Below are 25,502 nucleotides of genomic sequence, written 5' to 3'. Positions count from 1 at the left end.
AGACAGGATTAGGGAGGGACAGTCATGGCCAATTTAAAGCTGACGGATGTCGAAAAGACCTATGCGGGCGCGGTCAACGTGCTCAACAATATCAACCTCGATATCCAGCAGGGCGAGCTGATCGTCTTTGTAGGCCCCTCCGGCTGTGGCAAGTCCACGCTGCTGCGGATGATCGCCGGGTTGGAAAAGATCACCGGCGGCACGCTGGAAATCGACGGGCAGGTGGTCAACGATATGCCGCCCGCGATGCGCGGCATTGCCATGGTGTTCCAATCCTACGCACTGTATCCGCACATGACCGTGCGCGAGAACATGCAGTTCGCGCTCAAGATCGCCAAGAAACCGCAGGCCGAGATTGACGAGGCGGTGAATCGCGCCGCCAAGATGCTGCAACTCGATCCGTATCTCGACCGTCTGCCCAAGGCCCTGTCTGGTGGTCAGCGTCAGCGTGTCGCGATTGGTCGGTCAATTGTCCGCGATCCCAAAGTCTATCTGTTCGATGAACCGCTCTCGAACCTCGATGCGGCGCTGCGTGTCGCCACCCGGATCGAGATTGCGCAACTCAAGGAACAGATGCCCGAAAGCACGATGATCTACGTGACCCATGATCAGGTCGAAGCGATGACACTTGCCTCCCGCATTGTCGTTTTGGCCAACAAGGGGATCGCGCAGGTCGGGGCACCACTGGAGCTGTATGAACGACCCAACAGCGAATTTGTGGCGCAGTTCATCGGTTCACCGTCGATGAACCTGCTTCCGGGTGAAATTGTCGGCACTGGCGCGCAAACCACCATCAAGATGGTCGGCGGCGGCACCGCGGTGTCGGATTACCCGACCACCGATGCTGATATGGGCCTCAAGGTCAATGTCGGCGTCCGCCCAGAGGATTTCCTTGAAACTGGGGGTGATTACATCTTCGAAGGCAAGGTGAACATCACCGAAGCCTTGGGCGAAGTGACGTTGCTGTATTTCGAACAGCAAGGAGACGCCCATGCGGTGATCGGCAAACTGCCGGGCATCCATGCCGGACTGCGCGGCAAATCGGTCAAACTGGGCGCTTCACCGGACAAGGTGCATGTGTTCCACGACGAGGTGTCGCTGCTGTACCGCTGATCGTCTATCGCGCAGAGCATAATGTGCACCGGCTCCGGACAAAGTTCTGAGCCGTTTGCATTTTCTGTGGGCAGATCGCGGTGTTCCTTGTTCGTTCTCTTTTTTCGATTGGCGAAACTCGGACCATCCCCTATGTGTTAATCAACCGTACCGGGGGACAAGATGGCCGAGCTCAAGAATATCGAGGTGCGCGGGGCGCGCGAGCACAACCTCAAAAACATAGACGTGGATATTCCGCGCGATCAGCTTGTGGTGATCACGGGGCTGTCCGGGTCGGGCAAATCCTCGTTGGCGTTCGATACGATCTACGCCGAGGGCCAGCGCCGCTATGTGGAATCCTTGTCGGCCTATGCCCGGCAATTCCTTGATATGATGGAAAAGCCGGATGTCGATCACATCAGTGGTCTTAGTCCTGCGATCTCGATCGAACAGAAAACCACATCGAAGAACCCGCGCTCGACCGTGGGCACGGTGACGGAGATTTACGACTACATGCGCCTGCTGTTCGCGCGGGTCGGCACCCCTTACAGCCCGGCTACGGGTCTGCCCATCGAGGCGCAGCAGGTGCAGGACATGGTCGACCGCGTGATGGCGATGGAGGAGGGCACCCGAGCTTATCTTCTTGCGCCCATCGTGCGCGACCGCAAAGGCGAATACCGCAAGGAGTTTCTGGAACTGCGCAAGCAAGGGTTTCAGCGTGTGAAAGTGGATGGGCAGTTCTACGAACTGGACGAACCACCCACACTCGACAAGAAGTTCCGCCATGACATCGACGTGGTTGTCGACCGTCTGGTTGTGAAAGAGGGGCTTGAGACGCGCCTTGCGGACAGTTTCCGCACCGCACTCGATCTGGCCGATGGCATCGCAATTCTTGAAACCGCACCAAGCGACGGCGAACCAGAACGGCACACGTTCTCGGAAAAATTCGCCTGCCCGGTCAGCGGTTTTACCATTTCGGAAATCGAACCACGGCTCTTTTCGTTCAACGCACCATTTGGGGCATGCCCCGACTGCGATGGCCTTGGGGTCGAATTGTTCTTTGACGAACGGCTTGTGGTGCCAGATGCCACGCTCAAGATTGCGGATGGGGCTCTGGCCCCATGGCGCAAAGGCAAATCCCCGTATTTCCTGCAAACCATCGAAGCGCTGGCAAAACATTACGAATTCAACAAGAATTCCCGCTGGAAGGACCTTGATGCGCATGTGCAGCAGGTCTTCCTTTATGGCTCGGGCGATGAAGAAATCCCGTTCCGCTATGACGAAGGTGGCCGCGTCTACCAAGTGACCCGCACCTTCGAAGGTGTGATCCCAAACATGGAACGCCGCTACCGCGAGACCGACAGCAACTGGATCCGCGAAGAATTCGAGCGCTACCAGAACAACCGTTCCTGCGGCACCTGCGGCGGCTACCGCCTGCGGGAAGAGGCGTTGGCGGTCAAAATCGCAGGCGTCCATGTCGGGCAGGTCGTTCAGATGTCGATCAAGGAAGCGTTCGACTGGTGTAATACGGTGCCCGAACATCTGACCAACCAAAAGAACGAGATTGCCAAGGCGATCCTCAAGGAAATCCGTGAACGGCTGGGGTTCCTTAACAATGTTGGCCTTGAATACCTGACGCTGTCCCGCAATGCTGGCACCCTGTCGGGCGGCGAAAGCCAGCGCATTCGTCTGGCATCCCAGATCGGCTCCGGCCTGACGGGCGTTCTTTACGTGCTGGACGAGCCATCCATCGGTTTGCATCAGCGTGACAATGATCGCCTTCTGGGAACGCTGAAATCCCTGCGGGATCAAGGCAATACAGTGATCGTGGTCGAACATGACGAAGAGGCGATCCGCGAAGCCGATTACGTCTTCGACATTGGCCCCGGAGCCGGCGTGCATGGCGGGCAGGTGGTTTCCAAGGGGACGCCGAAAGAAGTGGCGGATGATCCTGCCTCGCTGACCGGTCAATACCTTTCCGGCGCGCGCGAAATCTCGGTTCCGACCGAACGTCGGACGGGCAAAAAGGGCAAGTCGATCACGGTGGTAAAGGCCACGGGTAACAACCTGCAGAACGTCACCGCCGAGTTCCCGCTGGGCAAGTTCGTCTGTGTGACCGGCGTGTCCGGGGGCGGCAAGTCCACGCTGACCATTGAAACCCTGTTTAAAACCGCGTCCATGCGCCTGAACGGCGCGCGCCAGACGCCTGCGCCTTGCGAAACGATCAAAGGTCTGGAGCATCTGGACAAGGTGATCGACATTGATCAGCGTCCGATTGGCCGGACACCCCGGTCAAACCCTGCGACCTATACCGGTGCGTTCACCCCGATCCGCGACTGGTTCGCCGGTCTGCCCGAAGCCAAGGCGCGCGGCTACAAACCCGGGCGGTTCAGCTTTAACGTCAAGGGCGGGCGCTGCGAGGCGTGTCAGGGTGACGGCGTCATCAAGATCGAGATGCACTTCCTGCCCGATGTCTATGTGACCTGCGAAACCTGCAAAGGCGCGCGCTACAACCGGGAAACGTTGGAGATCAAGTTCAAAGGCAAGAGCATCGCTGACGTTCTTGATATGACGGTCGAAGACGCGCAGGAGTTCTTCAAGGCGGTGCCAAGCATCCGTGAAAAGATGGACGCACTGGTGCGCGTGGGTCTGGGTTACATCAAGGTGGGCCAGCAGGCGACCACGCTTTCGGGTGGTGAAGCGCAGCGCGTGAAGCTGTCGAAGGAACTTGCCAAGCGATCAACCGGACGCACGCTTTACATCCTTGACGAGCCAACAACTGGCTTACATTTCGAGGATGTACGCAAGCTTCTTGAAGTTCTGCACGAACTTGTGGACCAGGGAAATTCGGTCATTGTGATCGAACACAACCTTGATGTGATCAAGACCGCCGACTGGTTAATCGACATTGGCCCCGAAGGCGGGGATGGCGGCGGCCAGATCGTGGCAACTGGCACCCCCGAAGAAGTGGCCCAAGTGGCGGCCTCGCATACGGGGCACTATCTCAAATCGATGCTGAGCGCCAAGAAACCGATTGCCGCCGAATGACACTTACGCAGCGCGGGCCTGCAAGGCTTGCGCTTCGTAGATTTTAAGGATCGGTCGCGCCGCTTCCCACCCGGATGAATCGATGTCGGCCAATTCGGGAAAAAGCGTGATGATCTCGGCGCAGGAGTCTTCCGGGAAGGTGTGGCGCATCATCGGTCCGGGCAGGTAGCTTTCGGACAGCAAGCCGCTTGACGTCACAATGTTGTGCTGATCGAAGAGCAGATGCACATAGGTGATGGCCTCGCCGCTTTCTTCGCGGCGCACGGTCTTGCCGTTCACCAGATCCTTGGCCTTCACCAGCACTTCGGATTCACCGAACAGCAGTTCCGCCCAGACATCGCGGATAAGAACGCGGTGCTGCGGTGACAAAAGCACATCCGCCTCGGCACCGTAGCTGCCCGCGCAAATGCGGATCGGTGCGAAATTATCCCGCGCCTCGATCTCGCGCGCGCCGATCCAACGCAGTGGTTGCGCCCCATTGTCCAGCGTCAGAACCAGATCACCGGGGCGCAGATCCTGCACCGGCACCGGGCCGGTCGGAGTGTCGATTAATGTATCCGCCACAAAACACGGAAGCTGGTTGATCTGAACGATGCCAGTGTCTTCCTGACCGACGCCGTTGTTGATCGTGTAGGTAAAGTAGGCGGTTTCCACATCGCCATCGGACAGCACGGTCAGCGTGCCGTCAGCATTGAGGGTTACCGTTTGACCGGACGTCAGCGTGACAGATCCACCCGGGCCCACGGCTACGCCGTTGATATGAGTTACCGTGAGCGTACCCGCCGTGGTGCTGTCATTGTCCATAACGCTGATGGTTTTCGAGCTGTTCAGACCGATATTGGCACTGTCATCTTGGGCGATGATGGACGATTGGATCGACCCACCGGCAATCAGGAAGTTCGTGTCGTAGTTTGGGTCCGATGTATCGGCCACACCCAGTTTGATGGTGTTCGGCACGCCGGGGTTCACCGGTGCAATGAAGGTCAACGTGACCGTCAGACCGTCCATTTCGGTGTTGAACTGGTCGAGCGTGTTGTCCTTGTAGAGGTTCGGGGTCGTCGCACTGTTGATGTTGCCAATCGACGCCTGACCGTTGCCAATCGAAACTGTGGCTTCGACGCCATTGACCCAGACACCCACGGTGTCGAGGAAGGCCGAGTTCACGAATTCCGGATATTCATCCGAGGCGATGACGAAATCAACGGTGATAAAATCACCGGCAGGGGTAAACACCACTTCAAGAAAGGCAGCGTCAAAGGTATTGCGGCCAGCCAGTGCATCAAAGTCTGGATCACGGTTGATGCCCGAACTGTTGGTGCCGGTCGATCCGCTGATATTGGTGTTTAATGTGCCGGAATTGTTGGTGAAATCAGCAACGAAACCGGTTGACATGATGACACCGGAATCTCCGGGCACCACACCGGGAGAGATCGTGTCGCCGTTCGTGTAGATGCCCGAAGACCGGAAATCACCGGAATAAGATGCGCTGCTGACCGTGACGCCAGAGCCGAAAATGGCATTGGCCATTTGCAATGCCGTGGCATTGATGTTGATCGGAAGTTCCTGCGCGATGGGCATGTTGTGCCGCCTTGCCTTTAACCGTGTTGTTCAGACGGTTTTGCCCCGGCAAGGCGGCGATCTTTTGTAGCAATCTAGTTAACTTTTAGACATTTCTTTTGGTATTGATCGCTATCTTTGGATAATTGTGGCAGCTATCCGCGCCCACGTTTTTCGAAACGGGGCAGCATCGCGGAAAAGTCCCGGCCGGCGCCGTCTTCGTCCTCTACAAAGCGGCGATAGAGTTCTGTCGCTTGCTGACCCAGCGGCGTATCGGCGTCAGACGCATCGGCCGCCTGTTGGCTCAACCTCAGGTCCTTGAGCATCAATTCCGCGGCAAAACCTGGGATATAATCGTTATCTGCCGGGCTCTTGGGGCCAATCCCAGGTGCTGGGCAATAAGCATTCATTGACCAGCTGTATCCCGACGAGGTGCTAACGACGTCGAACATCGCCTGCCGATCTAGGCCCAACTTGTCGGCAAGCGCAAAGGCTTCGCAGGTGGCGATCATGGTCACGCCAAGGATCATGTTGTTGCAGATCTTAGCCGCCTGACCGTTGCCCGAGGGTCCACAATGGACTGATTTTTGCCCCATTGTCTCAAACAGGGGCAGGGCGGTGGTGTACGCTTCGTCCGATCCACCGACCATGAAGGTCAGCGTTCCGGCCGCCGCACCTCCGATCCCGCCGGACACCGGTGCATCCAACGGCAGCAATCCAGCCGTTTCGGCATCGGACGCCACAGCGCGTGCGCTCTCCACATCCACGGTCGAACAATCCAGAAGCACGGCCCCTTTGCGCATCACGGGAATGACCTGCGCCGCCACCGCGCGCAGGATGTCACCATTGGGCAGCATGGTGATCACCACATCCGCGCCCTCTGCGGCTTCGTTGGCGGTTCGCGCGTTCGACACCCCGTCCACTGTCACGGTCGCCATGTCGTATCCGGTCACATCATGCCCGGCCTTCGCCAGGTTCGCCGCCATCGGCGCACCCATATTGCCCAATCCGATAAACCCGATCTTCATGCCTCGCTCCTCCGTTCGAATGTCACGTTTTCGCCTGCCACCGGCTGCAGCATCGCGGCCACATCCGCCTCGGGCACCCCGGTCAGATCATGTGACCATTTCGGGGATTTGTCTTTATCGATGATCGCCGCGCGGATGCCTTCGATAAAATCGCCATGCTCCATCGCGCGCGACGTAAAACGATACTCTAGCTCCAGCGCCCGGCGGATATCCAGCGGTCCGGAGCGCAGCTGTTTCAGCATCTCCAGCGTAAAGGCCATCGAAAGCGGCGCATTGCGCGACAGCTTGGCCAAAGCTTGCTGCGCAAAATCGCCCGGGTCTGACTGAAGTTTTGCTACGAGATCGGCAAGGGTTTCTGAGGCAAACAGATGGTCGATCTGCGCGCGGTGTTCGATCAAGGCGGCCTCCGGTGCGGGCTGCGCCGCCTTGGTCAGCGATGCGACATTGCCCTGTGAACAAAGTGCCACCTTGATGCTGCCCCATGCGCTCTCTGGCACATAAAGATCGGCAAACCCGACAAAGATCGCGTCGCCCGGTCCCATACGATCGGCGGTCAGCCCAAGATAAGCGCCAACTTGCCCAGGGGCGCGCGCCAGAAGGTATGACCCGCCAACGTCCGGAATAAGGCCAATGCCGCATTCCGGCATGGCGATGCGGCTGCTGTCTCCGACGACGCGGTGCGATCCATGACAGCCCACACCGACGCCTCCACCCATGGTGAAGCCTTGCAGGAAACTGACGACCGGCTTGGGATATTCAGACAAAAGCGCATTCATCCGGTACTCGTCGCGCCAAAACCGCTGGCCATAGGCATAATCGCCTGCTGTGCCGCTGGCATACATGTCTGCAATGTCTCCGCCGGCGCAGAACGCCTTTTCGCCCATCGCGTCGATCAACACCAATTTGATCGTCGGATCCTCACGCCAGTTCCAAAGCGCGTTTTCGATGGCCAGACACATCTCGTAGGTCAGAGCGTTCAACGCCTTGGGTCGGTTCAACGTGATGCGGCCGGCATGGCCGTCTTTGCGAATGTCGATGTCGGTCATATCGGTCTGCTTTCGCGTGTCTGGTGAGGGGCGAGGGGGGCGCTGCCCCCGTCCGCCGCTGGCGGACTCCCCCGAGGTATTTCAAGCCCAAAGAAGCCGGAGGGTCAGCGCGCCAACATTTGCCGTGCAACGATCAGGCGCATGATTTCGTTGGTGCCTTCGAGGATCTGGTGCACCCGCAAATCGCGGACCAGCTTCTCGATCCCGTAATCGGCAAGGTAGCCATAGCCGCCATGCAATTGCAGACACTGGTCGACCACCTTGCTGCCTGCTTCGGTGACGAATTTCTTGGCCATTGCGCAGAACTTGGTAGCATCCGGCGCACCGGTGTCGAGCTTCCATGCTGCCTGCCGCAGGAAGGTTCGTGCGGCCTGCAATTCGATTTCCATATCCGCCAGCCGAAACTGAAGCGCCTGAAACTGGTCGATGGATTTCCCGAAGGCTTTGCGTTCAGCCATGTAAGCGAGGGTCGAGGTCAGACCGGTTTGTGCCGCCCCCAATGAGCACGCGGCAATGTTGAGCCGCCCGCCATCGAGACCACCCATCGCGTATTTGAAGCCTTGGCCTTCCTCGCCCAGCAGGTTGTTCGCCGGGATCTTGCAATCGTCGAACTGGACCTGCCGTGTGGGTTGCGACCGCCAGCCCATCTTGTCTTCCAACCCACCAAAGCTCAGCCCTGGTGTGCCGTCTTCGATCAGCACCGCAGACACGCCCTTGGGTCCGTCCTCGCCCGTGCGCACCATAGCGACGTAAAGGTCGGAATAGCCGCCGCCCGAGATGAAGGCCTTGGTGCCATTGAGCGTGTAACCTTCGTTGGACCGCTCGGCCCGTGTTTTCAACGCCGCCGCGTCTGACCCGCTGCCCGGCTCAGTGAGGCAATAGCTGAGCACTGTTTCCATCGTCATGGCTTTGGGCAGAACACGCGCCTTCATGGCTTCATCGGCAAAGCTGTCGATCATCTTGGCGCACATGTTGTGGATCGACAGAAAGGCTGCGACCGACGGGCAGGCCATCGACAGCGCCTCGAACACCAAGGTGGCGTCCAATCGGCTCAGACCAGAGCCACCGCTGTCTTCGGACACGTACAAACCGGCGAACCCCAGTTCTCCGAGTTGCGGCCAAAGCTCTTTCGGGATCGTACCTTGCGCTTCCCAGTCGCGGGCATGGGGCGCGATGTGCTCCTGCCCAAAGGCGTAAGCCATGTCGAAAATGGCGGTCTGTTCTTCTGTGAGGGCAAAATCCATCGCGCTGCTCCTCCCCTTGGCTGCGAGAATTGAACGTTTGTTTAATTGCCAACTGTTTCAGGACTTTTGCAAGAGGTCAAAGCCCGTCGTGGAACGCCTCGACCAAATGGCTGACAACTGCTTGCATCTGCCCATCACCGTCTTTGCCTGCGGCCTTGGCCTCGGCCGCGACCGCACGTTGGCGGGTGGTCGCGTTGCCATTCGCGACAATCTCGCGGCTGTGCTCCAACTCTCGGTAACACCTTAAAATGCCTGCATCTTCTTCGACCAGTGCAATCAATTCCTCGGTCAATTCAGCCATCGGCACGATTTCACCCCGGCCAAAGTCGATCAGCCCGTCGCTCACCCCATAGCGCTGCGCGCGCCAGCGGTTTTCGCTGATCAAGAACGGATCATACCGCCGCCAACGCTGGTTGCGCACCCGCAACCGCCACAGCATCCGCATCAGGCACTGGTTGATGGCGGCCAGCGTCAGAGTGTCCTCAAGCCGGGGCTGCACATCCATGATGCGCGTCTCAAGCGTGGGAAAGCTGTGCGACGGGCGCAAATCCCACCAGATTTTCGAGCTGTCTTCGATCACGCCCAGATCGACCAAGACCTGAACCGACCGTTCATATTCCGACCAATTGTCAAAGGTCGGCGGCAGTCCGGTGCGGGGCAGGTTGTCGAACACCGAGATCCGGTAGGAGGCCAGCCCAGTATCCTGCCCCTGCCAGAATGGCGAAGAGGTGGACATCGCAAGCAGGTGCGGCAGGAAATAGGCCATCTGCCCCATCAGGTCCGCCCGCAATGCGTCATCGTCCAGCCCCACATGGACATGCATCCCGCAGATCAGCATCCGCCGCACCACACCCCCCAACGCATCCTGAAGCGCGTTGTACCGGTCTTTGTTGGTATGGTGCTGGTGCTTCCAGTCTCCGAACGGGTGGCACGACGCGGCAATAGGGGCGAGGTTATAGGCCTTGGCACAGCGCGCGACCGTGCTGCGCAGACGTTTGAGGTCTTCTCGTGCCTCGTTGATGTCGGCGCAGACCTTAGTGCCGATTTCGATCTGGCATTGCAGGAATTCCGGGCTGACTTGGCTTTCCAGCTCTGCCGCACAGGCTTCCATCAGCCCTTCAGGCGCTTGGGCCAAAGCCATGCTGTCGAGATCGACCAGCAGGTATTCCTCTTCGATCCCGATGCTGAATGCGGGTTCCTGCATGGCACACCTCCCGATTGTGTCATGCCAAAATGACCGCTCGTGGTCAGAAATGCAAAACCTGTTACTGCGTCATTCTGGACGCACGCGCTCAGGGTGTCCGGCGTAGCGCCTCTTCCAGAAGCGCATCAAAGGATGCCGCCGCCAATCCCAATGCGGCAAGCGCAGTCTCTTCAGTGTCCTGCACGATGGCAATCACACCTGGGCTCGCAGACCAGCCGTTCTTGGCCAGTGCCGCCGCCTTGAGCGACACGGCCGTATTTGCGAAATAGACCATCAGGGTGTCGACCTCGCGCATTGCCAAATCCGCGCCCTTGGTGGCCTGCAATTGCATGATTCTCGCGAAATCCCGTTCCATGTCGGTGATCCGACTCAGGTCGATCAGATGGCGTTGGCCGGGCCGCGCGTCGGGGTGTTGCGCATAGGCGCCAAAGGCCTTGAGGCTGTCCTCAACCAGCATCAACCCGCTGTAGCGGACATAGACAAGATTGTGCTGGGGCAGGATCTGGAAACTGGCGGGCATGGGGGTTCAATGACAAAGGGGCATCAACCCGGCGACAATTTCGGAAAAAGCCCGCGAACGCAATGCAATAGCGGCTCCACGCATCACACGCTTTGTACGTCGACCCTGTCGAGCATGGCCGCAATGCTGTCATAGGGCAGCCCCAGTGCTTGCAGGGCGTGCTCCTCGTCCTCCAGAACAATGGCCACGACACCACTTTCCGGCGTCCAGCCATTTTTGCCAAGATTGGCAGCCTGCAGGCCGATGGGTGTTGTCGCGTAATAGACCATAAAGGTCTCTATTCCGTGCCCAGCCATCGTTTCGACCTTCTTGGCCTGTATCTCCATGAATTTGGCGTAGTCACGATCGATATCAGTCAGGCGTGTAAGATCGACCAGATGCCGTAGACCCGGTCCTGCAAGGGGGTGCTTGGCAAACTCGGTCAGCGCCTCCGCCGTCTCGTTGACCAACATGGCGCCACTGTAGCGGACATACACGAGGTTATGCGTGGCAATGATCTGAACGGAGACAGGCACGGAACCTCGAACAAAAAAGGGCGGATTGCTCCGCCCTTTGTGCTATTATTTTTCTGGCAAATCAATCCATTGCCTTAAAGTTGAATTCCCCACCTTCCTTTATCCCAGAAGGCCAGCGCGTTGTGATGGTCTTGGTGCGGGTGTAGAACTTGAAGCTGTCCGGCCCGTGCTGGTTCAGATCGCCGAACATGGATTTCTTCCATCCGCCGAAGGTGTGATAGGCCAGCGGCACGGGGATCGGCACGTTGATGCCCACCATGCCGATGTTCACGCGGTGCGCGAAATCACGGGCGGTGTCGCCGTCGCGGGTAAAGATCGCGGTGCCGTTGCCGTATTCGTGGTCCATCGCCAGCTTGAGCGCTTCTTCATAAGACCCGGCACGAACGGTCGACAGCACGGGACCAAAGATCTCTTGTTTGTAGATGTCCATGTCCGGTGTGACGCGGTCGAACAGGTGTGGACCGACGAAGAACCCGTTTTCATAACCCTGAAGTTTGAAGTCACGGTTGTCGACCACCAGCTCGGCGCCCTGATCGACACCGGACTGGATCAGACCAAGGATACGTTCCTTGGCTTCGCGGGTCACAACGGGGCCGAAATCAACATCGTCGCCATCGGTGTAGGGAGCCACGCGCAACTTTTCGATCCGGGGGACCAGAGCGCTGATCAGCCGATCTGCGGTTTCTTCACCCACGGGCACGGCGACAGAGACCGCCATGCAGCGTTCGCCTGCCGCACCAAAGCCCGCACCGATCAGCGCGTCGGCTGCCTGATCCATGTCGGCATCGGGCATGACGATCAGGTGGTTCTTGGCACCGCCGAAACACTGCGCACGTTTGCCGTTCGCCGTGGCGCGGCTGTAGATATATTGCGCAATCGGGGTGGAGCCGACAAAGGACACGCCCTGGATGATCTCGTGATCGAGCAGCGTGTCGACCGCCTCCTTGGTGCCGTTCACGACCTGGAACACACCTTTGGGCAGGCCCGCCTCGACGAACAGCTCCGCCAGCATCAGCGGCACCGAGGGGTCACGCTCGGACGGTTTCAGCACAACCGCGTTGCCGCAGGCAAGGGCAGGGCCGACATGCCAAAGCGGCATCATCGCCGGAAAGTTGAATGGCATGATGGAGGCGACCACACCCAGAGGCTGACGCATGGAATACATGTCGATGCCGGGGCCCGCGTCGTCGGTGTATTCGCCCTTGAGCATCTGCGGCGCGCCAACACAGTATTCGATCACTTCGAGGCCGCGCTGAAGATCGCCCTTGGCGTCCGGGATCGTCTTGCCGTGCTCGCGGCTCAGCGCCTCGGCCAAAACGTCCATGTCGCGGTTCATCAGCGCGACCATCTTCATCATCACACGCGCGCGCTTCTGCGGGTTTGTGGCGCCCCATGCGACCTGTGCCTCAGCGGCATCTTCGACCGCCTTCGAAACTTCGGCGGGGTTGGCCAGCGGCAGCTTTGCCTGAACCTCACCGGTTGCGGGGTTGTAGACGTCGCCAAAATCCCCAGACGTGCCTTTGACCTGCGCGCCGTTGATGAAATGCGTAAGCTCTTTCATGATCAGTCTCCCTTTTGCGGGCACCATAGCCTTGCAAAAATGCTGGGCAAAGAGGCAATATCCCAAATGCGTTTTGCAAAAATGCAAAGGTTTCGAGATGCAAAGCTGGGATGACCTGCGAATTTTCCTGTCCGTCGCACGCAGTGAAACCCTGTCCGGAGCGGGCAGGGCCCTGCGCATGGACCCCGCCACGGTGGGGCGGCGGGTCGCGCGGCTCGAAGAAACGCTTGGGCAGGCGCTCTTTGTCAAAAGCCCACAGGGCTACACGCTGACCGAAGCGGGCACCCGGTTGATCGACCATGCCGAACGCGCAGAACAGGCGATGCAGGGTGCAAGCTCGGTTCTGACAGGAGAGGCGGGAACGCTGACCGGGCAGATCCGTATCGGGGCACCGGACGGGTGCGCGAATTTCGTGCTTCCGCGGGTTTTTGCCGATCTGTCCAAAGCCAATCCAAACCTCGATCTGCAGATCGTGGCCTTACCGCGTGTGGTGAACCTGTCTCGGCGCGAGGCGGATATGGCGATCACCGTCAGCCCACCCACCGCATCGCGATTGTCGTATCAGCGGATCACCGATTACAAACTTCACCTTGCAGCCAGCGATACCTATCTGTCGACGCGGCCGCCTCTGACCATTGTTGGCGATCTGCGGGACCATCGGATTGTGGGCTATATCCCCGATATGATTTTCGACAAGGAACTGGATTACCTGAGTGATCTGGCGTTGGAGCATGTGGCGCTTGCGTCGAACTCGGCATCGGTGCAAATCCAACTGCTGCGGCAACATGGCGGGATCGGCATCGCGCATGATTTTGCGCTACCCTTTGCGCCCGGTGTGCGACGGGTTTTGACCAATGCGCTGTCCTTCACGCGCAGCTTTTACCTTGTGCGCCACGCCGAAGATCGCCGACTTGACCGGATCACGCGGTTCGCCACTGCCCTTGCGCAAGGCGTGCGCGCCGAGGTGACGCGATTGGAGTCGCTACTTTCAGGCACTTGACAGAACACGGGTCTGTGATGACGCTGAGGGGGCACAGGGACCGGAGGACAGACCATGCAAGTTCATCACATTCTCAAAAGCAAGGCCACCGATGCGGTTGTGACGGTGAAATCCGGCACCAGCATTGCGGACGTTGCAAAGATCGTGACCGAAAAGCGCATCGGCACCGTGGTCGTGTCGAATGATGACGAGATCGCGCTTGGCATCCTGTCCGAGCGTGACATCGTGCGGGAACTGGCAAATCGCGGCGCGACCTGTCTGTCGGATGCGGCGGAAACCTACATGACCGAAAAGCTGGTGACCTGCAGCCGAAATGACGACGCCGATCACATCCTTGCCCAGATGACCGAAGGCCGGTTCCGCCACATGCCCGTGGTCGAAGACGGCAAGCTGGTGGGCCTGATCACCATCGGAGATGTGGTCAAAGCGCGCCTCACTGAACTGGCGATGGAGCGCAACGCGTTGGAAGGGATGATCATGGGGCACTGACCCTGATCGGGTCATCTGCTTGATCTTCCCGCAGTTTTGATGCGAGACAGGGGCAAACCTGACGACTTACCGGAGACTGCCCATGCGCATCGGTCTTTATCCCGGGACATTTGACCCGATCACCATGGGCCATATCGACATCATCCGCAGGGCGTCCGCCTTTCTGGATCGGCTTGTCATCGGCGTTGCCATCAACCGTGACAAGGGGCCGTTGTTTGGCCTAGACGAACGAGTCGCGATGATCGAAGCGGAATGTGTGTCTCTGTCGGAACAGACCGGCATCGAGATTGTGGTTCATCCGTTCGAAAACCTGTTGATCGACTGCGCCCGCGATGTGAATGCCACGATCATCGTGCGCGGTCTGCGTGCGGTCGCGGATTTTGAATATGAATTCCAGATGGTCGGCATGAACCGCGCTTTGGACGACAGTGTAGAGACCGTATTTCTGATGGCCGAAGCACGGCATCAGGCGATTGCGTCCAAGTTGGTCAAGGAAATCGCACGCTTGGGGGGGGATGTGTCGAAATTCGTCACCGCCCCGGTGCGGCTGGCCTTGATCAAAAAATTCGACCCCTCAAAATGATAAAAGCCGCGCAAGTTTGCGCGGCTGTATCATGTGCCAACGGATGAGCGTTGATCAACGGCCGTAAACGGCCTGTGCTGCGATCTTCTCGGCATCGCCGGGATAGATGTCCAAGTCCAGTGCCACATCAAGTGGCATCGACCGGATTTCATGAACAGTGCGGTTATACGCGGCCCGCTTGTTAAGACGGTCCCGCAGGGAAGACATAAGATGGGCCATGGTCAGTCCTTTCCTTGCTCTATGGTCCTGAGCCAGCAGTCTGTTTGCGCTACCAGCTACAGGATTGAAGATAGTCATGCGGCGCCGCAGCACAACTGACAGACCGGAAAGGCCGCCTTGCGTTCCATGCAAGGGTCGATGTGGTCAGAACCTGTCGATTTAGCCCGTCAATCCAGATGCGCAGTGCGCTCTAACAGATCCTCCAGCTCTGCCCGCAAGGCGATCAGTTGCGCCTCATGCGGTGCGGCACAATGCGCTTCGGCCTCACGGAAGGCTTCAAGCACCCATTTTTCTCCGTTGCGCACCTGATCCATGATGTCTTCGTCAATCTCGTCGAAAAAGGCGCGCAAGGAGACCACCGCTTTGTTGACCGTGCCCATAAGCGACCCGTCGGCGTCGACATGTCCATGCAGAAGATCAGCGATTTTAGACGCATGTTCGGCGTGCATGTCTCGGAAGGACGTGGCGACGTCCAAAAACTCGGGTTCCGCCTTGTCGACCATCACATCGAACCCGGCTTTGGCGTCGATAATGCGTGTATACAGATCGCGCAAATAATCATTGGGTGTGGTGGGACCGGTCTCGAACATCGGGTCAAGATGCGGTTTTCCAGGATTGAGCGCGCTGTCGGTCATGTCGTCTCCTTTTCTGACGGGACTTAATGCCCGTCTGAAAAGGTAATTCCGGAAACCAGCACTGGTTCCCGAAGCGGCCGCAATGAAAAGTGCGGCAGGCATGTTTCTGCCAGATCGATGGTCGGCGCGCCCCCTATCTGGCGTGCCGATATTTACTTAAATCAGCTTGCCCATCGCCACGGCGGTGTCAGCCATGCGGTTCGAGAAGCCCCATTCATTGTCATACCAGCTCAGGATGCGAACCATATTGCCATCCATCACCTTGGTCTGGTCGGTGTGAAAGATTGACGAATGCGGGTCGTGGTTGAAATCCGACGACACCAGCGGCTTGTCCGTATAGCCCAGAACACCCTTAAGCGGTCCATTCGCGGCAGCGCGGATCGCGTCGTTGATTTCTTCGACGGTGGTATCGCGCGAGGCGGTAAAGGTCAGGTCAACGACCGACACGTTCGGCGTCGGAACGCGGATCGCAACGCCATCCAGCTTGCCGTTGAGTTCCGGCAGCACCAGACCCACGGCTTTGGCCGCCCCGGTGGATGTCGGGATCATGCTAAGTGCTGCGGCGCGGGCGCGGTAGAGATCCTTGTGCATCGTGTCGAGCGTCGGCTGGTCGCCGGTATAAGAGTGGATGGTCGTCATGAAGCCACGTTCGATGCCGATCGCGTTATTCAGCACATAGGCGACCGGGGACAGGCAGTTCGTGGTGCAGGACGCGTTCGACACAACAATATCGTCCGCGGTCAGGCTGTCATGGTTGACGCCGTAGACGATGGTCTTGTCCGCGTCCTTGCCCGGTGCCGAGATCAGAACCCGGCTGGACCCGTTGTCGAGATGTGCCTGACAGGCCTCTTTGCTGGTGAAGATGCCGGTGCACTCCAGAACCACGTCCACATCCGACCAAGGCAATTCAGCGGGATTGCGGATCGCCGTGACCTTGATTGGGCCGCGGCCCACGTCAATGAAGTCTTCGCCGGTCGTCACCTCGACCGGGAAACGCCCGTGCACACTATCATATTGTAGAAGATGCGCGTTGGTTTCCACCGGACCCAAATCGTTGATCGCGATGACCTCGATATCGGTGCGGCCGGATTCGATGATCGCACGCAGGATATTGCGGCCGATGCGGCCAAATCCGTTGATGGCGACTTTGGTGCTCATTGGGATGCCCTCACTGGTTCGGACAGAAAGCTCTGCCGGGTTCCGTTACCGCTAACAAACAGAACTCAACGAAGCTGTCAAGCAACCGTGCGGCCGTCAGGTCACCGCCAAAAGGCCATCCACTCAAGAAGGTCGATCCATTTCGAGGCAAGAAACATGAACCCGTCGCCGCCTGTCAGGAAGGCGTCAATCGCCAGCCCACCCAGAACCGCCAAGCCCAAACCGATGGCGAGTGTATTGGTCATGTCGCCTGTGCCCCTCTGCTCGTGCGCGCAAGATGCCAGAGCCACACGCGCTTGTCACGCAGGCAGCGTTGCAGCCGATTGTGGCAGCGCCATGAGGTCTTCAATGAAGAGACTGACAAAAGCACCGCGCCCGGTGACACCTGCTTTTCGGTAGATACCGTTCAGATGCGCCTTGACGGTGCCTTCGGCGGTGCCGCGCAGTTCGGCGATCTCGGCGATGCCAAAGCCCTTAAGGGTAAAATGCGCAACATCGCGTTCGGACGGGGTTAGCGCCCATGTATCGAACCGGGCCTCGACGATGTCATGAAACGCACCTGCCGCCAGCCCAAGCTGCTCTTCCAGATGCGCCTTGCGGCGGAGCAGGGCGAACAGATAGCGGCTCTCGAAGACCACACCGGCAATCAGCGCCAGCACTGCCAACAGTTCGATGACAAAATGGCTGGATAGAAAAGCCGCGATTCCCATGTCGAACCCGTCCACCGCCACGTCCCATAGGAAGAACGCCGCGCAGAGGGTTTGCGCGACGATCAGGACCAACAACGATAAAGGTCTGGTGGAAGTGTTCAAAGTCACGGGTCCGTCCTGGCTCCGTCCGGCACAGTCTTGATCCCGGTGATCATGGCGCGGGGCAGGTTCACACCTGTCCGACGGCTTTCCCAGATCACGGCGGCGATGTGCAGCACGATGGAAATTTCTGCCCAGGTTACCAAGGCCTCGTGCGCCTCTTCAACCCAGTCGATGCCCCAAAAGGCATCTGTGGTCATCATATAGCCGGTTACGCCGATCAACAGCACCGCGCCCAACAGGTTGAAGATCATCAGCGCGCCCAGTGGTGTGTGGCCCAGATGCAGGCGTGTTCGGCCAGTGGCCATGTCCGATACCTGTGCAATGACCTTGGACACAGTCGGCCAGAACGAGGTAAACCGAGCATAGCGGGGACCGACCACGCCCCAGACCAGCCGCAAAGCGATCAGTGTGACCAAAGCATAGCCAAGCCATTCATGCAGCTTGCTTTCGTCATCAGTGAACAAGGCGTTTGCGGCAAAGCCAGCAACCAGCGCCCAATGAAAGACCCGGACAAACGGGTCCCAGACTTTGTAGGATGTCATGTCACGCTCCGGAATTGGCGGTCCGCGCAGGGTGGCGCGGACCTGCTGGGATCAATCGTCGATCTTGGTGCGGACGACATTCAGAGCGGCGTCGAGATAAAGCTCGAGACGCTGACCGTCTTTAAGGACGTAGACTTCGATCATGCCATCTTCCGAGTCGATCTTGCGGACTTCATAACCTTCGGCGGTCAGCTTGTTCGTGATCTCGGTTTTGCGTTCTGCGGTCAGGGCCGAATAGTCGCTGGATGCGAAGGCCGAAACCGGCATGGAGAGGGCAAGGGCGAGGGCGAGAATGCGGGTCATGGGATGTCTCCTTGAGGATCATGGGGGCTGCGTCATGCAGCGCCGATGACGATCAGATCGCATCCCGCCGGCGGTTTGGACATTGGACCGGGGTCAGGTCAGGCCCACCTGCAACTCAGGTTTAGAGCCAGATACCGCCGATACCGGAGACCTACGCCTCTGCCTCGCGGTCGATGTCCCCTTGTTCCACAGCCCATGCCCCCGCGGCCTCGACGGTAACCGGAGAGGCTGTTGGCAAGACGCCGAGATAACTGTCGGTTTCGCTAACTGGAGCCGCAGGGCGCTGGGTCATCCGATAGGTTGAATACATCGCGATTCCGACAAAGGTGACACCCAGCACCAGCCAGAAGGCCTGCGGCCCGAAGTATTCCATTGCAGCCCCCGCTGCCAAAGGCCCAAGGATCGCACCAATGCCGAAGGTCAGAACAAGCCCACCTGACGCCGCTGGCATGTCCTCGGCATCGAGCGCATCATTGGTGTAGGCGAGGATCAGCGCGTAAAGCGGTGTGGTCACACCGCCGGTCAGAAACGCGGCGCCCATCAGCAGCACCACGTTTGTGCCATCGATCAGACCCAACACGCAAAACGCAGCCCCCAGAACGGAACAGCCCAGGATGACCTTGCGCCTGTCGATCCGATCCGACAGCCAGCCTATGGGGAATTGAAGCAGCAATGCACCGCCAAACAGCATCGCAATGAACAGTGAGATCTCGTTGGCGCTCATTCCGACTTGCGTGCCGTACACCGCGCCCATGCCGGATTGCGTGGCGTAGATGGTGCCCAACAGAAATATCCCAACCGTGCCAAGGGGTGATCCTTTGAACAAATCCCGAAGCGGCATCGGTCGGGTGACATCGGCTGCGGGTGTCGGGGTCACGGACAAAAGGATCGGCCCGAACGAGATCGACACGAGGATCGACGCACCAATGAAGAGACCGGCGGTCGCTGCCTCGCCAAAGGTCAAAAGTCCCTGCGCCCCGATGATGCCAAGTGTCTGGGCAATCATGTATGCCGACAGAACTTTGCCGCGGGTTTCGTTTGTGGCTGACGCGTTCAGCCAGCTTTCCGCGGTGACATAGATGCCGGACATGCAGAACCCGACAAGAACGCGCAGCACAGTCCACAGGATCGGATCCGTCAGCAATGGAAACGCGATCAAGCCCGCCGACATAAAGCTGCCAAGGGCTGCGAACACGCGCACATGGCCGACGCGTTTGATCATTCCGGGCGTCAACCGTGCGCCTGACAGAAATCCAAGGAAATAGCCGGATGCCACGATCGCCAGTTCAGTGGCAGAAAACCCTTCGATCGCGCCGCGCAAACCGATCAGGGTGAAGTGCATGCCGTTGCCCAGCATGATGAACACGATGCCGATCAAGAGCGCCCAGATGCCCGAAAAAATCTGCGTCATCCTTTGACCTCCAATCGACTGTCCGGTTTTGCCGCTGGTGTAAGCCTAACAGGCCGGGGCCGACGTGAAAAACCGAAGGGTCGCAAGACTGTGCCCGGGCGGGCTTTATAGCCCCGATATAAATCGGACCGCCCCTGTCGCGGCATTCACAACAGGGGCGGATGAAAATTTGATCGGTTTTGGTCTAAGGATCGGAAGGCGCGACGGTGCACCTTCTGAGGGATCAGTGCAGCAGACGCCCCATCGCGCCAGCCACGTCGGCCATACGTGCCGAGAAACCCCATTCGTTGTCATACCAAGCCAGCACGCGGACCATACGCTTGCCCACAACCTTGGTCTGGTCGGGTGCAAAGATCGACGATTGCGTGGTGTGGTTGAAGTCGATGGAAACCTTGGGTTCGGGGTCATACCCCAGAACCGTGCCCATATGCGTGGCAGCCGCTTCGCGGACCACTTCGTTCACGTCCGCAACGGTGACGTCCTTGCCCGCATAGAAGGTAAGGTCCACAGCCGACACGTTTGGCGTCGGCACGCGCACGGCAGATCCGTCCAACTTTCCCTTGAGGTTCGGCAACACTTCACCCAGCGCCTTGGCGGCGCCTGTGGAGGTCGGGATCATCGCCATGGCAGCGGCCCGCGCCCGGTAGAGATCGTCGTGGCGGCGGTCGAGTGTCGGCTGGTCGCCAGTGTAGGAATGGATCGTGGTCATGATGCCCGATTCAATTCCCAACGCCTCGTCCAGCACCTTGGCCAAAGGCGCAAGGCAGTTGGTGGTGCAGGACCCGTTCGAGATCATCGTGTCGCCTTCGACCAGCGACCGGTGGTTCACGCCGTAAACGATGGTCTTTTGCACATTCTTTGCAGGGGCGGAGATCAAAACCGATTTCGCGCCGCGCTCCATGTGGATGCCAGCCTTATCACCGTCGTTGAAGTTACCGGTGCATTCCAGAACCACATCGCAGCCCGACCAGTCCAACTCTTGAGGATTGTAGGTCGAGAACATTTCCATCGGGCCACGACCCAGATCCATCGTGTTGCCCTTGATCTTGACCTCGCCCCCAAAACGCCCGTGCACGCTGTCATAGCGCAGCAGGTGGGCGTTGGTCTCGATCGGGCCGGTGGCGTTGATCTTGACCACTTGCACATCATTGCGCGAACTTTCGGCGATATGGGCGAGGGTGCAGCGGCCGATACGACCGAAACCGTTGATTCCAAGTGTGACGGTCATGGGCATGTCTCCTGCGCTGTAGGTTGTGGTTCGTATACGCAGGTATGCTGCAACCGCAAAGTAAAAAAGGCACGATTTCACAACATGTTAGCGCAAAAGGTGTGAGTCAGAGGCATGATGGCGCTAACGTTGCGGGACGGTTTGCGGTAACACCTGAAGGATGTTTCGGAATCAGAAATAATGCCCGTGTCTGCGGATCTCGCGGTTCTTGTCGGTCGCAGTCTGATTGCTCTGCTGTTCCTTGCGGGGGCGCTGCAAAAGGCCATCGACCCAACCCCGGCTTCGCAATTGTTGATCGGGTTCGGCTTGCCTGCCGATTTGGTCTGGCCCGCGCTTGGCTTTAACGCTGTTGCGGGCGTGATGGTTTTGGCAGGGTGGGCCGTGCGACCTTTGGCTTTCCTGCTTGCGGGCTATTGCGCAGTGACTAGCTTTTTCCACCTGATCCCGGACGATCCGTGGCAAATGAGCATCTTTGTCAAGAACTGGGCCATCGCTGGCGGGTGCCTGGTGTTGGCGGCGCATGGCCCCGGACGTTATGTGTTGAAGCAATCAGTCTAAGGAGTGCAGGTATGAGCGGATTGTTGGCCCTTCTCGACGATGTGGCTGCCATTGCAAAGGTGGCGGCGGCCTCGGTCGATGACATCGGGGCGGCGGCCGCCAAGGCCGGATCGAAGACGGCAGGTGTGCTGATCGACGACGCGGCGGTGACGCCGAAATACCTCCACGGATTCGAGCCTGACCGCGAATTGCCGATCATCTGGCGGATTGCGCGAGGCTCCCTGGTCAACAAGCTGGTCTTTCTGCTGCCCGCCGCATTGCTGATGTCGACATTCGCGCCGTGGATGATCCCGCCGTTGCTGATCCTCGGGGGCAGTTATCTGTGTTTCGAGGGGGCGGAAAAGATCGTGCACGTGCTGATGCCGCATGACGACCATTCCGGCGGGCCGGATGGCAGCCATGATGTGGCTGATCCAAAGCATCTGGAAGAGGAAAAGATCAAAGGCGCGATCAAGACCGATTTCATTCTATCGGCTGAAATCATGACCATCGCGCTGTCGGTGATCGAAAGCGACAATATCTGGATGCAGGGTGCCACGCTGGCCGTTGTGGGGATCATGGTGACGCTGGCGGTTTATGGCGCGGTGGCGGTGATCGTTAAGATGGACGATGTGGGCCTTTGGCTGTCGCGGGTGGGGCGCCTTGGTCTGACGCGCGCTCTGGGACGCGGGATCGTCAAGTTCATGCCGTGGCTTCTGAAAGGCCTGACCGTCGTCGGGACAGCGGCAATGCTCTGGGTCGGAGGGTCGATCATCGTACATTCGGTGGCGCAGATGGGCTGGCATGGGCCGGAAGATGCGATCCACGGCATCGCAGTGGCTGTCGGGGCCGGGCAGGGCTTTGTCGAATGGGCGGTGACAGCCGGGATCGATTTCGTGCTTGGTTTGATCTGGGGGCTGATCCTGATCCCGATCGGGGTCAAGATCGTGGGACCGATCTGGACCTCGGTGATGCCCAAGGGTGTTTGATTTGCATTAAGTCGGTCTTAACCTTGTCATCGCTATGCTGGATGCATGACGATACCGATTTATCTTGATCCCGACACATGGCTGCGCAACGTCTTCTCGGCGAAGGCCGTGGGACGTGGCGGCGTGATCCACCGGTCGGCGCGCGATGTTGAGCGGGTTGTGGGGCGGGATGCGTTTCTGCGCGAAGTGCAGCGACGCGGCTTTACGGTGGTGGAAAATGGCGAACAGTTGGTGGTGTTCTGCAATCGTGATCCGGTGCGCCTGATCGTGCAGCGTGACCCACCAAGCCTGTCGCAGAGGGCATGGCCTTCGGAGCGCGGTGGCATTTTTCGATAAAATAGGTGCAGCAAAAAACGCGTCGCCGCGGTGTATCGCGGCGTCGACGCAGCATGGCCGCCGCGATTTCGGGTCGAGTGGTAGAAACGCGTCAACGCGTTTCCTTCTTGCGTCGACGCAAGGAGATCCGGGGAGCAGCTCTTCAGGTGGGGTGCGAACGCGTCAACGCGTTCGTGCGATGCATCGATGCATCGCATTTGGGCGACTCCGAGTTTCAGAGCCGCCCAGATGCATTTATGTGCGCGGATCAGCCTGCCAGCGGCCCTCGACCAGATCGCGTGCTTTTTGCGCCACGGCCTCTGCCGTGATGCCAAACTTTTCGTACAGCGTTTCCGCGGGCGCCGAGGCCCCAAAGCCGTGCATCCCGACAAAGCCCGACTTTTCACGTTTGCCGCGCTCTCCGAACAGCCAGCGGTCCCAACCAAAGCGGATGCCCGCTTCGACCCCGACACGCACCGGACCACCCGGCAGGACGCGCTTGCGGTAGGCTTCGTCCTGCTCTTCGAACAATTCCCAGCAGGGCATCGACACGACCCGCGTGCCGATCCCTTCGGCGTGCAGAATGTCGCGCGCCGCCATGGCGATCTCGACTTCCGAACCGGTGGCCATCAGGATCGCCTGACGCTTGCCGTCGGCATCAGCCAGAACATAGGCGCCTTGCGCGGTCAGGTTCTTGGTCTTGTGCTCGGTCCGCACGGTCGGAAGGTTCTGACGGGTCAGCGACAGAACCGACGGCGTCTTGGTCTGGGTGAACGCAATCTCCCAAGCCTCAGCCGTTTCCACCGTATCGGCAGGACGGAACACAAGTGTGTTCGGCGTCGCCCGGCTGATCGCCAGATGTTCGACAGGCTGGTGGGTCGGGCCATCTTCGCCCAGACCGATGCTGTCATGCGTCATCACGTAAACCGTCGGCACCTGCATCAGTGCCGACAGGCGCATCGCAGGGCGGGCGTAATCGGTGAAACACATAAACGTGCCGCCATAGGGACGGATGCCGCCGTGCAGCGCCATGCCGTTCATCGCCGACGCCATGCCATGTTCGCGGATGCCCCAGTACATGTAACGGCCCTTGCGGTTGTCCACGTCGAACACACCCAGATCGCCGGTCTTGGTGTTGTTCGATCCGGTCAGGTCAGCCGAGCCGCCAAAGGTTTCCGGCAGGATCGGGTTGAGCACTTCCAGCACCATTTCCGAGCTTTTGCGCGTGGCCACCTTGGGGGCGCTTTCGCTGATCTGCTTTTTCAGCGCCTTGATGGTCGAAGACAGCTTTTTCGGCGCTTCACCTGCCATGGTGCGGGCGAATTCGGCCTGACGGGCGGCGGACATCTCGGCAAGACGCACGTCCCACTCGGCACGGTCCGCAGCACCGCGACGACCGATCTCTTCCCATGCCGATTTGATGTCGCCTGGCACTTCGAACGGGCCAGTGGTCCAACCCCAAATCGCTTTGGCCTCGGCGTTCTGGTCGGCATTCGTCAATGCGCCGTGACCCTTCGAGGTGTCCTGCGCCGCGTGACCAAGGGCGATATGCGTTTTGCACGCGATCATCGACGGGCGCTTGTCTTTCTTGGCTGCCGTGATGGCTGCGTCGATCTCGGCCGGGTTGTGGCCGTCGATTTCCTGCACGTGCCAGCCTGCTGCAGTGACCCGCGCTACCTGATCGGTGCGGTCAGACAGGTCAACAGTGCCGTCGATGGTGATGTTGTTGTTGTCCCAGAAGACGATCAGCTTGGACAGTTCCTGACGCCCGGCGATGCCGATGGCTTCGTGGCTGACGCCTTCCATCAGGCACCCGTCGCCTGCGATCACGTAAGTATAGTGATCGACCAGCTTCTTGCCGAACCGCGCGCGCAGCGCTTCTTCTGCCATGGCGAAGCCAACAGAGTTCGCAATGCCCTGACCCAGCGGACCGGTGGTGGTTTCGATCGCCTGCGCGAGAAAGTTCTCGGGATGGCCAGCGGTTTTCGCGCCCCATTGGCGGAAATTCTTGACCTGATCCAACGTGATCTCGGGATCACCTACAAGGTAGAGCAGCGAATAAAGCAGCATGGAGCCGTGACCCGCCGACAGGATGAACCGGTCGCGGTCATGCCAGCCGGGGTGTGCGGCGTCGAACTTGAGGTGCTTTTCATAAAGCACGGTGGCCACATCCGCCATGCCGATGGGCATGCCAGAATGGCCGGAATTGGCGGCAGCCACGGCATCCAGTGAAAGCGCACGGATCGCCGCCGCCTTGTTCCAATGATCGGGGTTCTGGGCTTTGAGGGTCTCGATATCCACGGGCCGTCGCGTCCTTCATGATGGGGGCAAAAGGGGTCGTTGTCGGCGCTCATACCAGTGTCAACGCAGAGTTCAAGCGGCACAGCCGTGCCGGATGCGCATAAGGGGGCGCATTTTCAGACGCGGATTGTTAAACTTTCACATTAAGAGGACGGAGCGATTCGT

26 protein-coding genes are annotated in these 25,502 nt (G+C 59.1%); 8 read left to right on the top strand and 18 right to left on the bottom strand.

What is annotated here, in order from left to right; translation table 11 throughout:
• Positions 1 to 24 precede the first annotated feature (24 nt).
• Together ACK3EW_RS09405 and uvrA are read left to right on the top strand one after the other, a co-directional pair.
• On the top strand, positions 25 to 1,113 hold the full coding sequence (locus ACK3EW_RS09405) for an ABC transporter ATP-binding protein (protein ID WP_493809359.1): 1,089 nt from the start codon (positions 25 to 27) through the stop codon (positions 1,111 to 1,113).
• 162 nt (positions 1,114 to 1,275) lie between these two features.
• Positions 1,276 to 4,140 (top strand): excinuclease ABC subunit UvrA, encoded by a 2,865-nt coding sequence (uvrA, locus tag ACK3EW_RS09400; RefSeq protein ID WP_493809358.1) that lies wholly within the window; start codon positions 1,276 to 1,278, stop codon positions 4,138 to 4,140.
• Positions 4,141 to 4,143: 3 nt separating this feature from the next.
• Here the strand turns inward: uvrA and ACK3EW_RS09395 are convergent, their stop codons facing one another.
• From ACK3EW_RS09395 to ACK3EW_RS09360, 8 genes are all read right to left on the bottom strand, one after another.
• Positions 4,144 to 5,718 (bottom strand): Hint domain-containing protein, encoded by a 1,575-nt coding sequence (locus ACK3EW_RS09395; protein ID WP_493809357.1) that lies wholly within the window; start codon positions 5,716 to 5,718, stop codon positions 4,144 to 4,146.
• Between the two features lie 134 nt (positions 5,719 to 5,852).
• The gene (gene mmsB, locus ACK3EW_RS09390) at positions 5,853 to 6,725 is read right to left on the bottom strand and encodes a 3-hydroxyisobutyrate dehydrogenase (RefSeq protein ID WP_493809356.1); all 873 of its coding nucleotides are present in this window, start codon (positions 6,723 to 6,725) and stop codon (positions 5,853 to 5,855) included.
• Complete coding sequence (locus ACK3EW_RS09385) at positions 6,722 to 7,771, bottom strand: enoyl-CoA hydratase/isomerase family protein (protein WP_493809355.1); 1,050 nt, start codon at positions 7,769 to 7,771, stop codon at positions 6,722 to 6,724. The genes mmsB and ACK3EW_RS09385 overlap by 4 nt, the downstream gene beginning before the upstream one ends.
• A gap of 104 nt (positions 7,772 to 7,875) precedes the next feature.
• On the bottom strand, positions 7,876 to 9,015 hold the full coding sequence (locus ACK3EW_RS09380; protein WP_493809354.1) for an acyl-CoA dehydrogenase family protein: 1,140 nt from the start codon (positions 9,013 to 9,015) through the stop codon (positions 7,876 to 7,878).
• A 76-nt stretch (positions 9,016 to 9,091) separates the two neighbouring features.
• On the bottom strand, positions 9,092 to 10,219 hold the full coding sequence (locus tag ACK3EW_RS09375) for a carboxylate-amine ligase (protein WP_493809353.1): 1,128 nt from the start codon (positions 10,217 to 10,219) through the stop codon (positions 9,092 to 9,094).
• 88 nt (positions 10,220 to 10,307) lie between these two features.
• Positions 10,308 to 10,739 carry a hypothetical protein gene (locus ACK3EW_RS09370; RefSeq protein ID WP_493809352.1) on the bottom strand — a complete coding sequence of 144 codons (432 nt, stop codon included), beginning with the start codon at positions 10,737 to 10,739 and terminating at the stop codon, positions 10,308 to 10,310.
• A gap of 83 nt (positions 10,740 to 10,822) precedes the next feature.
• A complete protein-coding gene (locus ACK3EW_RS09365; protein ID WP_493809351.1) occupies positions 10,823 to 11,254 on the bottom strand; it encodes a hypothetical protein in 432 nt (143 codons plus the stop codon).
• A 61-nt stretch (positions 11,255 to 11,315) separates the two neighbouring features.
• Positions 11,316 to 12,815: a CoA-acylating methylmalonate-semialdehyde dehydrogenase gene (locus ACK3EW_RS09360; RefSeq protein WP_493809350.1), complete on the bottom strand. Its 1,500-nt coding sequence runs from the start codon at positions 12,813 to 12,815 to the stop codon at positions 11,316 to 11,318.
• Positions 12,816 to 12,912: 97 nt separating this feature from the next.
• Between ACK3EW_RS09360 and ACK3EW_RS09355 the strand changes: the two genes are divergently transcribed.
• From ACK3EW_RS09355 to coaD, 3 genes are all read left to right on the top strand, one after another.
• Entirely contained in the window at positions 12,913 to 13,815 is a 903-nt protein-coding gene (locus tag ACK3EW_RS09355; protein WP_493809349.1) for a LysR family transcriptional regulator, read from the top strand.
• A 54-nt stretch (positions 13,816 to 13,869) separates the two neighbouring features.
• Complete coding sequence (locus ACK3EW_RS09350) at positions 13,870 to 14,304, top strand: CBS domain-containing protein (protein WP_493809348.1); 435 nt, start codon at positions 13,870 to 13,872, stop codon at positions 14,302 to 14,304.
• Between the two features lie 82 nt (positions 14,305 to 14,386).
• The gene (gene coaD / locus ACK3EW_RS09345; RefSeq protein WP_493809347.1) at positions 14,387 to 14,887 is read left to right on the top strand and encodes a pantetheine-phosphate adenylyltransferase; all 501 of its coding nucleotides are present in this window, start codon (positions 14,387 to 14,389) and stop codon (positions 14,885 to 14,887) included.
• Positions 14,888 to 14,941: 54 nt separating this feature from the next.
• Here the strand turns inward: coaD and ACK3EW_RS09340 are convergent, their stop codons facing one another.
• The 9 genes from ACK3EW_RS09340 to gap (ACK3EW_RS09300) all read right to left on the bottom strand — a co-directional run bounded on the left by ACK3EW_RS09340 (position 14,942) and on the right by gap (ACK3EW_RS09300) (position 21,195).
• Entirely contained in the window at positions 14,942 to 15,106 is a 165-nt protein-coding gene (locus ACK3EW_RS09340; RefSeq protein ID WP_493809346.1) for a hypothetical protein, read from the bottom strand.
• Positions 15,107 to 15,273: 167 nt separating this feature from the next.
• On the bottom strand, positions 15,274 to 15,741 hold the full coding sequence (locus ACK3EW_RS09335) for a DUF2383 domain-containing protein (RefSeq protein WP_493809345.1): 468 nt from the start codon (positions 15,739 to 15,741) through the stop codon (positions 15,274 to 15,276).
• A 156-nt stretch (positions 15,742 to 15,897) separates the two neighbouring features.
• Complete coding sequence (gap, locus tag ACK3EW_RS09330) at positions 15,898 to 16,899, bottom strand: type I glyceraldehyde-3-phosphate dehydrogenase (protein ID WP_085630636.1); 1,002 nt, start codon at positions 16,897 to 16,899, stop codon at positions 15,898 to 15,900.
• 101 nt (positions 16,900 to 17,000) lie between these two features.
• A complete protein-coding gene (locus ACK3EW_RS09325; protein ID WP_493809344.1) occupies positions 17,001 to 17,144 on the bottom strand; it encodes a glyceraldehyde-3-phosphate dehydrogenase in 144 nt (47 codons plus the stop codon).
• Positions 17,145 to 17,198: 54 nt separating this feature from the next.
• Positions 17,199 to 17,717, bottom strand: a complete 519-nt coding sequence (locus ACK3EW_RS09320; protein WP_493809343.1) for a helix-turn-helix transcriptional regulator — start codon at positions 17,715 to 17,717, stop codon at positions 17,199 to 17,201.
• Positions 17,714 to 18,253 carry a cytochrome b/b6 domain-containing protein gene (locus ACK3EW_RS09315; RefSeq protein ID WP_439121510.1) on the bottom strand — a complete coding sequence of 180 codons (540 nt, stop codon included), beginning with the start codon at positions 18,251 to 18,253 and terminating at the stop codon, positions 17,714 to 17,716. The genes ACK3EW_RS09320 and ACK3EW_RS09315 overlap by 4 nt, the downstream gene beginning before the upstream one ends.
• A 51-nt stretch (positions 18,254 to 18,304) precedes the next feature.
• Positions 18,305 to 18,556: a PepSY domain-containing protein gene (locus ACK3EW_RS09310; RefSeq protein ID WP_439121511.1), complete on the bottom strand. Its 252-nt coding sequence runs from the start codon at positions 18,554 to 18,556 to the stop codon at positions 18,305 to 18,307.
• 151 nt (positions 18,557 to 18,707) lie between these two features.
• Positions 18,708 to 19,967: an MFS transporter gene (locus ACK3EW_RS09305; protein WP_493809342.1), complete on the bottom strand. Its 1,260-nt coding sequence runs from the start codon at positions 19,965 to 19,967 to the stop codon at positions 18,708 to 18,710.
• Positions 19,968 to 20,190: 223 nt separating this feature from the next.
• Positions 20,191 to 21,195: a type I glyceraldehyde-3-phosphate dehydrogenase gene (gene gap / locus ACK3EW_RS09300; protein WP_493809341.1), complete on the bottom strand. Its 1,005-nt coding sequence runs from the start codon at positions 21,193 to 21,195 to the stop codon at positions 20,191 to 20,193.
• Positions 21,196 to 21,375: 180 nt separating this feature from the next.
• Between gap (ACK3EW_RS09300) and ACK3EW_RS09295 the strand changes: the two genes are divergently transcribed.
• From ACK3EW_RS09295 to ACK3EW_RS09285, 3 genes are read left to right on the top strand one after another with little or no spacing between them, the layout of a single operon-like run.
• On the top strand, positions 21,376 to 21,753 hold the full coding sequence (locus ACK3EW_RS09295) for a DoxX family protein (RefSeq protein WP_493809340.1): 378 nt from the start codon (positions 21,376 to 21,378) through the stop codon (positions 21,751 to 21,753).
• Positions 21,754 to 21,764: 11 nt separating this feature from the next.
• The gene (locus ACK3EW_RS09290) at positions 21,765 to 22,721 is read left to right on the top strand and encodes a DUF808 domain-containing protein (RefSeq protein ID WP_493809339.1); all 957 of its coding nucleotides are present in this window, start codon (positions 21,765 to 21,767) and stop codon (positions 22,719 to 22,721) included.
• A 45-nt stretch (positions 22,722 to 22,766) separates the two neighbouring features.
• Entirely contained in the window at positions 22,767 to 23,057 is a 291-nt protein-coding gene (locus ACK3EW_RS09285) for a hypothetical protein (protein WP_493809338.1), read from the top strand.
• A 234-nt stretch (positions 23,058 to 23,291) separates the two neighbouring features.
• Here ACK3EW_RS09285 and tkt read toward each other — a convergent pair whose 3' ends face one another.
• The gene (gene tkt / locus ACK3EW_RS09280; protein WP_493809337.1) at positions 23,292 to 25,337 is read right to left on the bottom strand and encodes a transketolase; all 2,046 of its coding nucleotides are present in this window, start codon (positions 25,335 to 25,337) and stop codon (positions 23,292 to 23,294) included.
• Positions 25,338 to 25,502 lie beyond the last annotated feature (165 nt).

The sequence above is a fragment of the Marivita sp. NO-S04 genome (assembly GCF_059070475.1).
The sequence above is the reverse complement of the archived record's forward strand: the minus strand, read 5'-3'. Positions and strand labels throughout refer to the sequence as shown.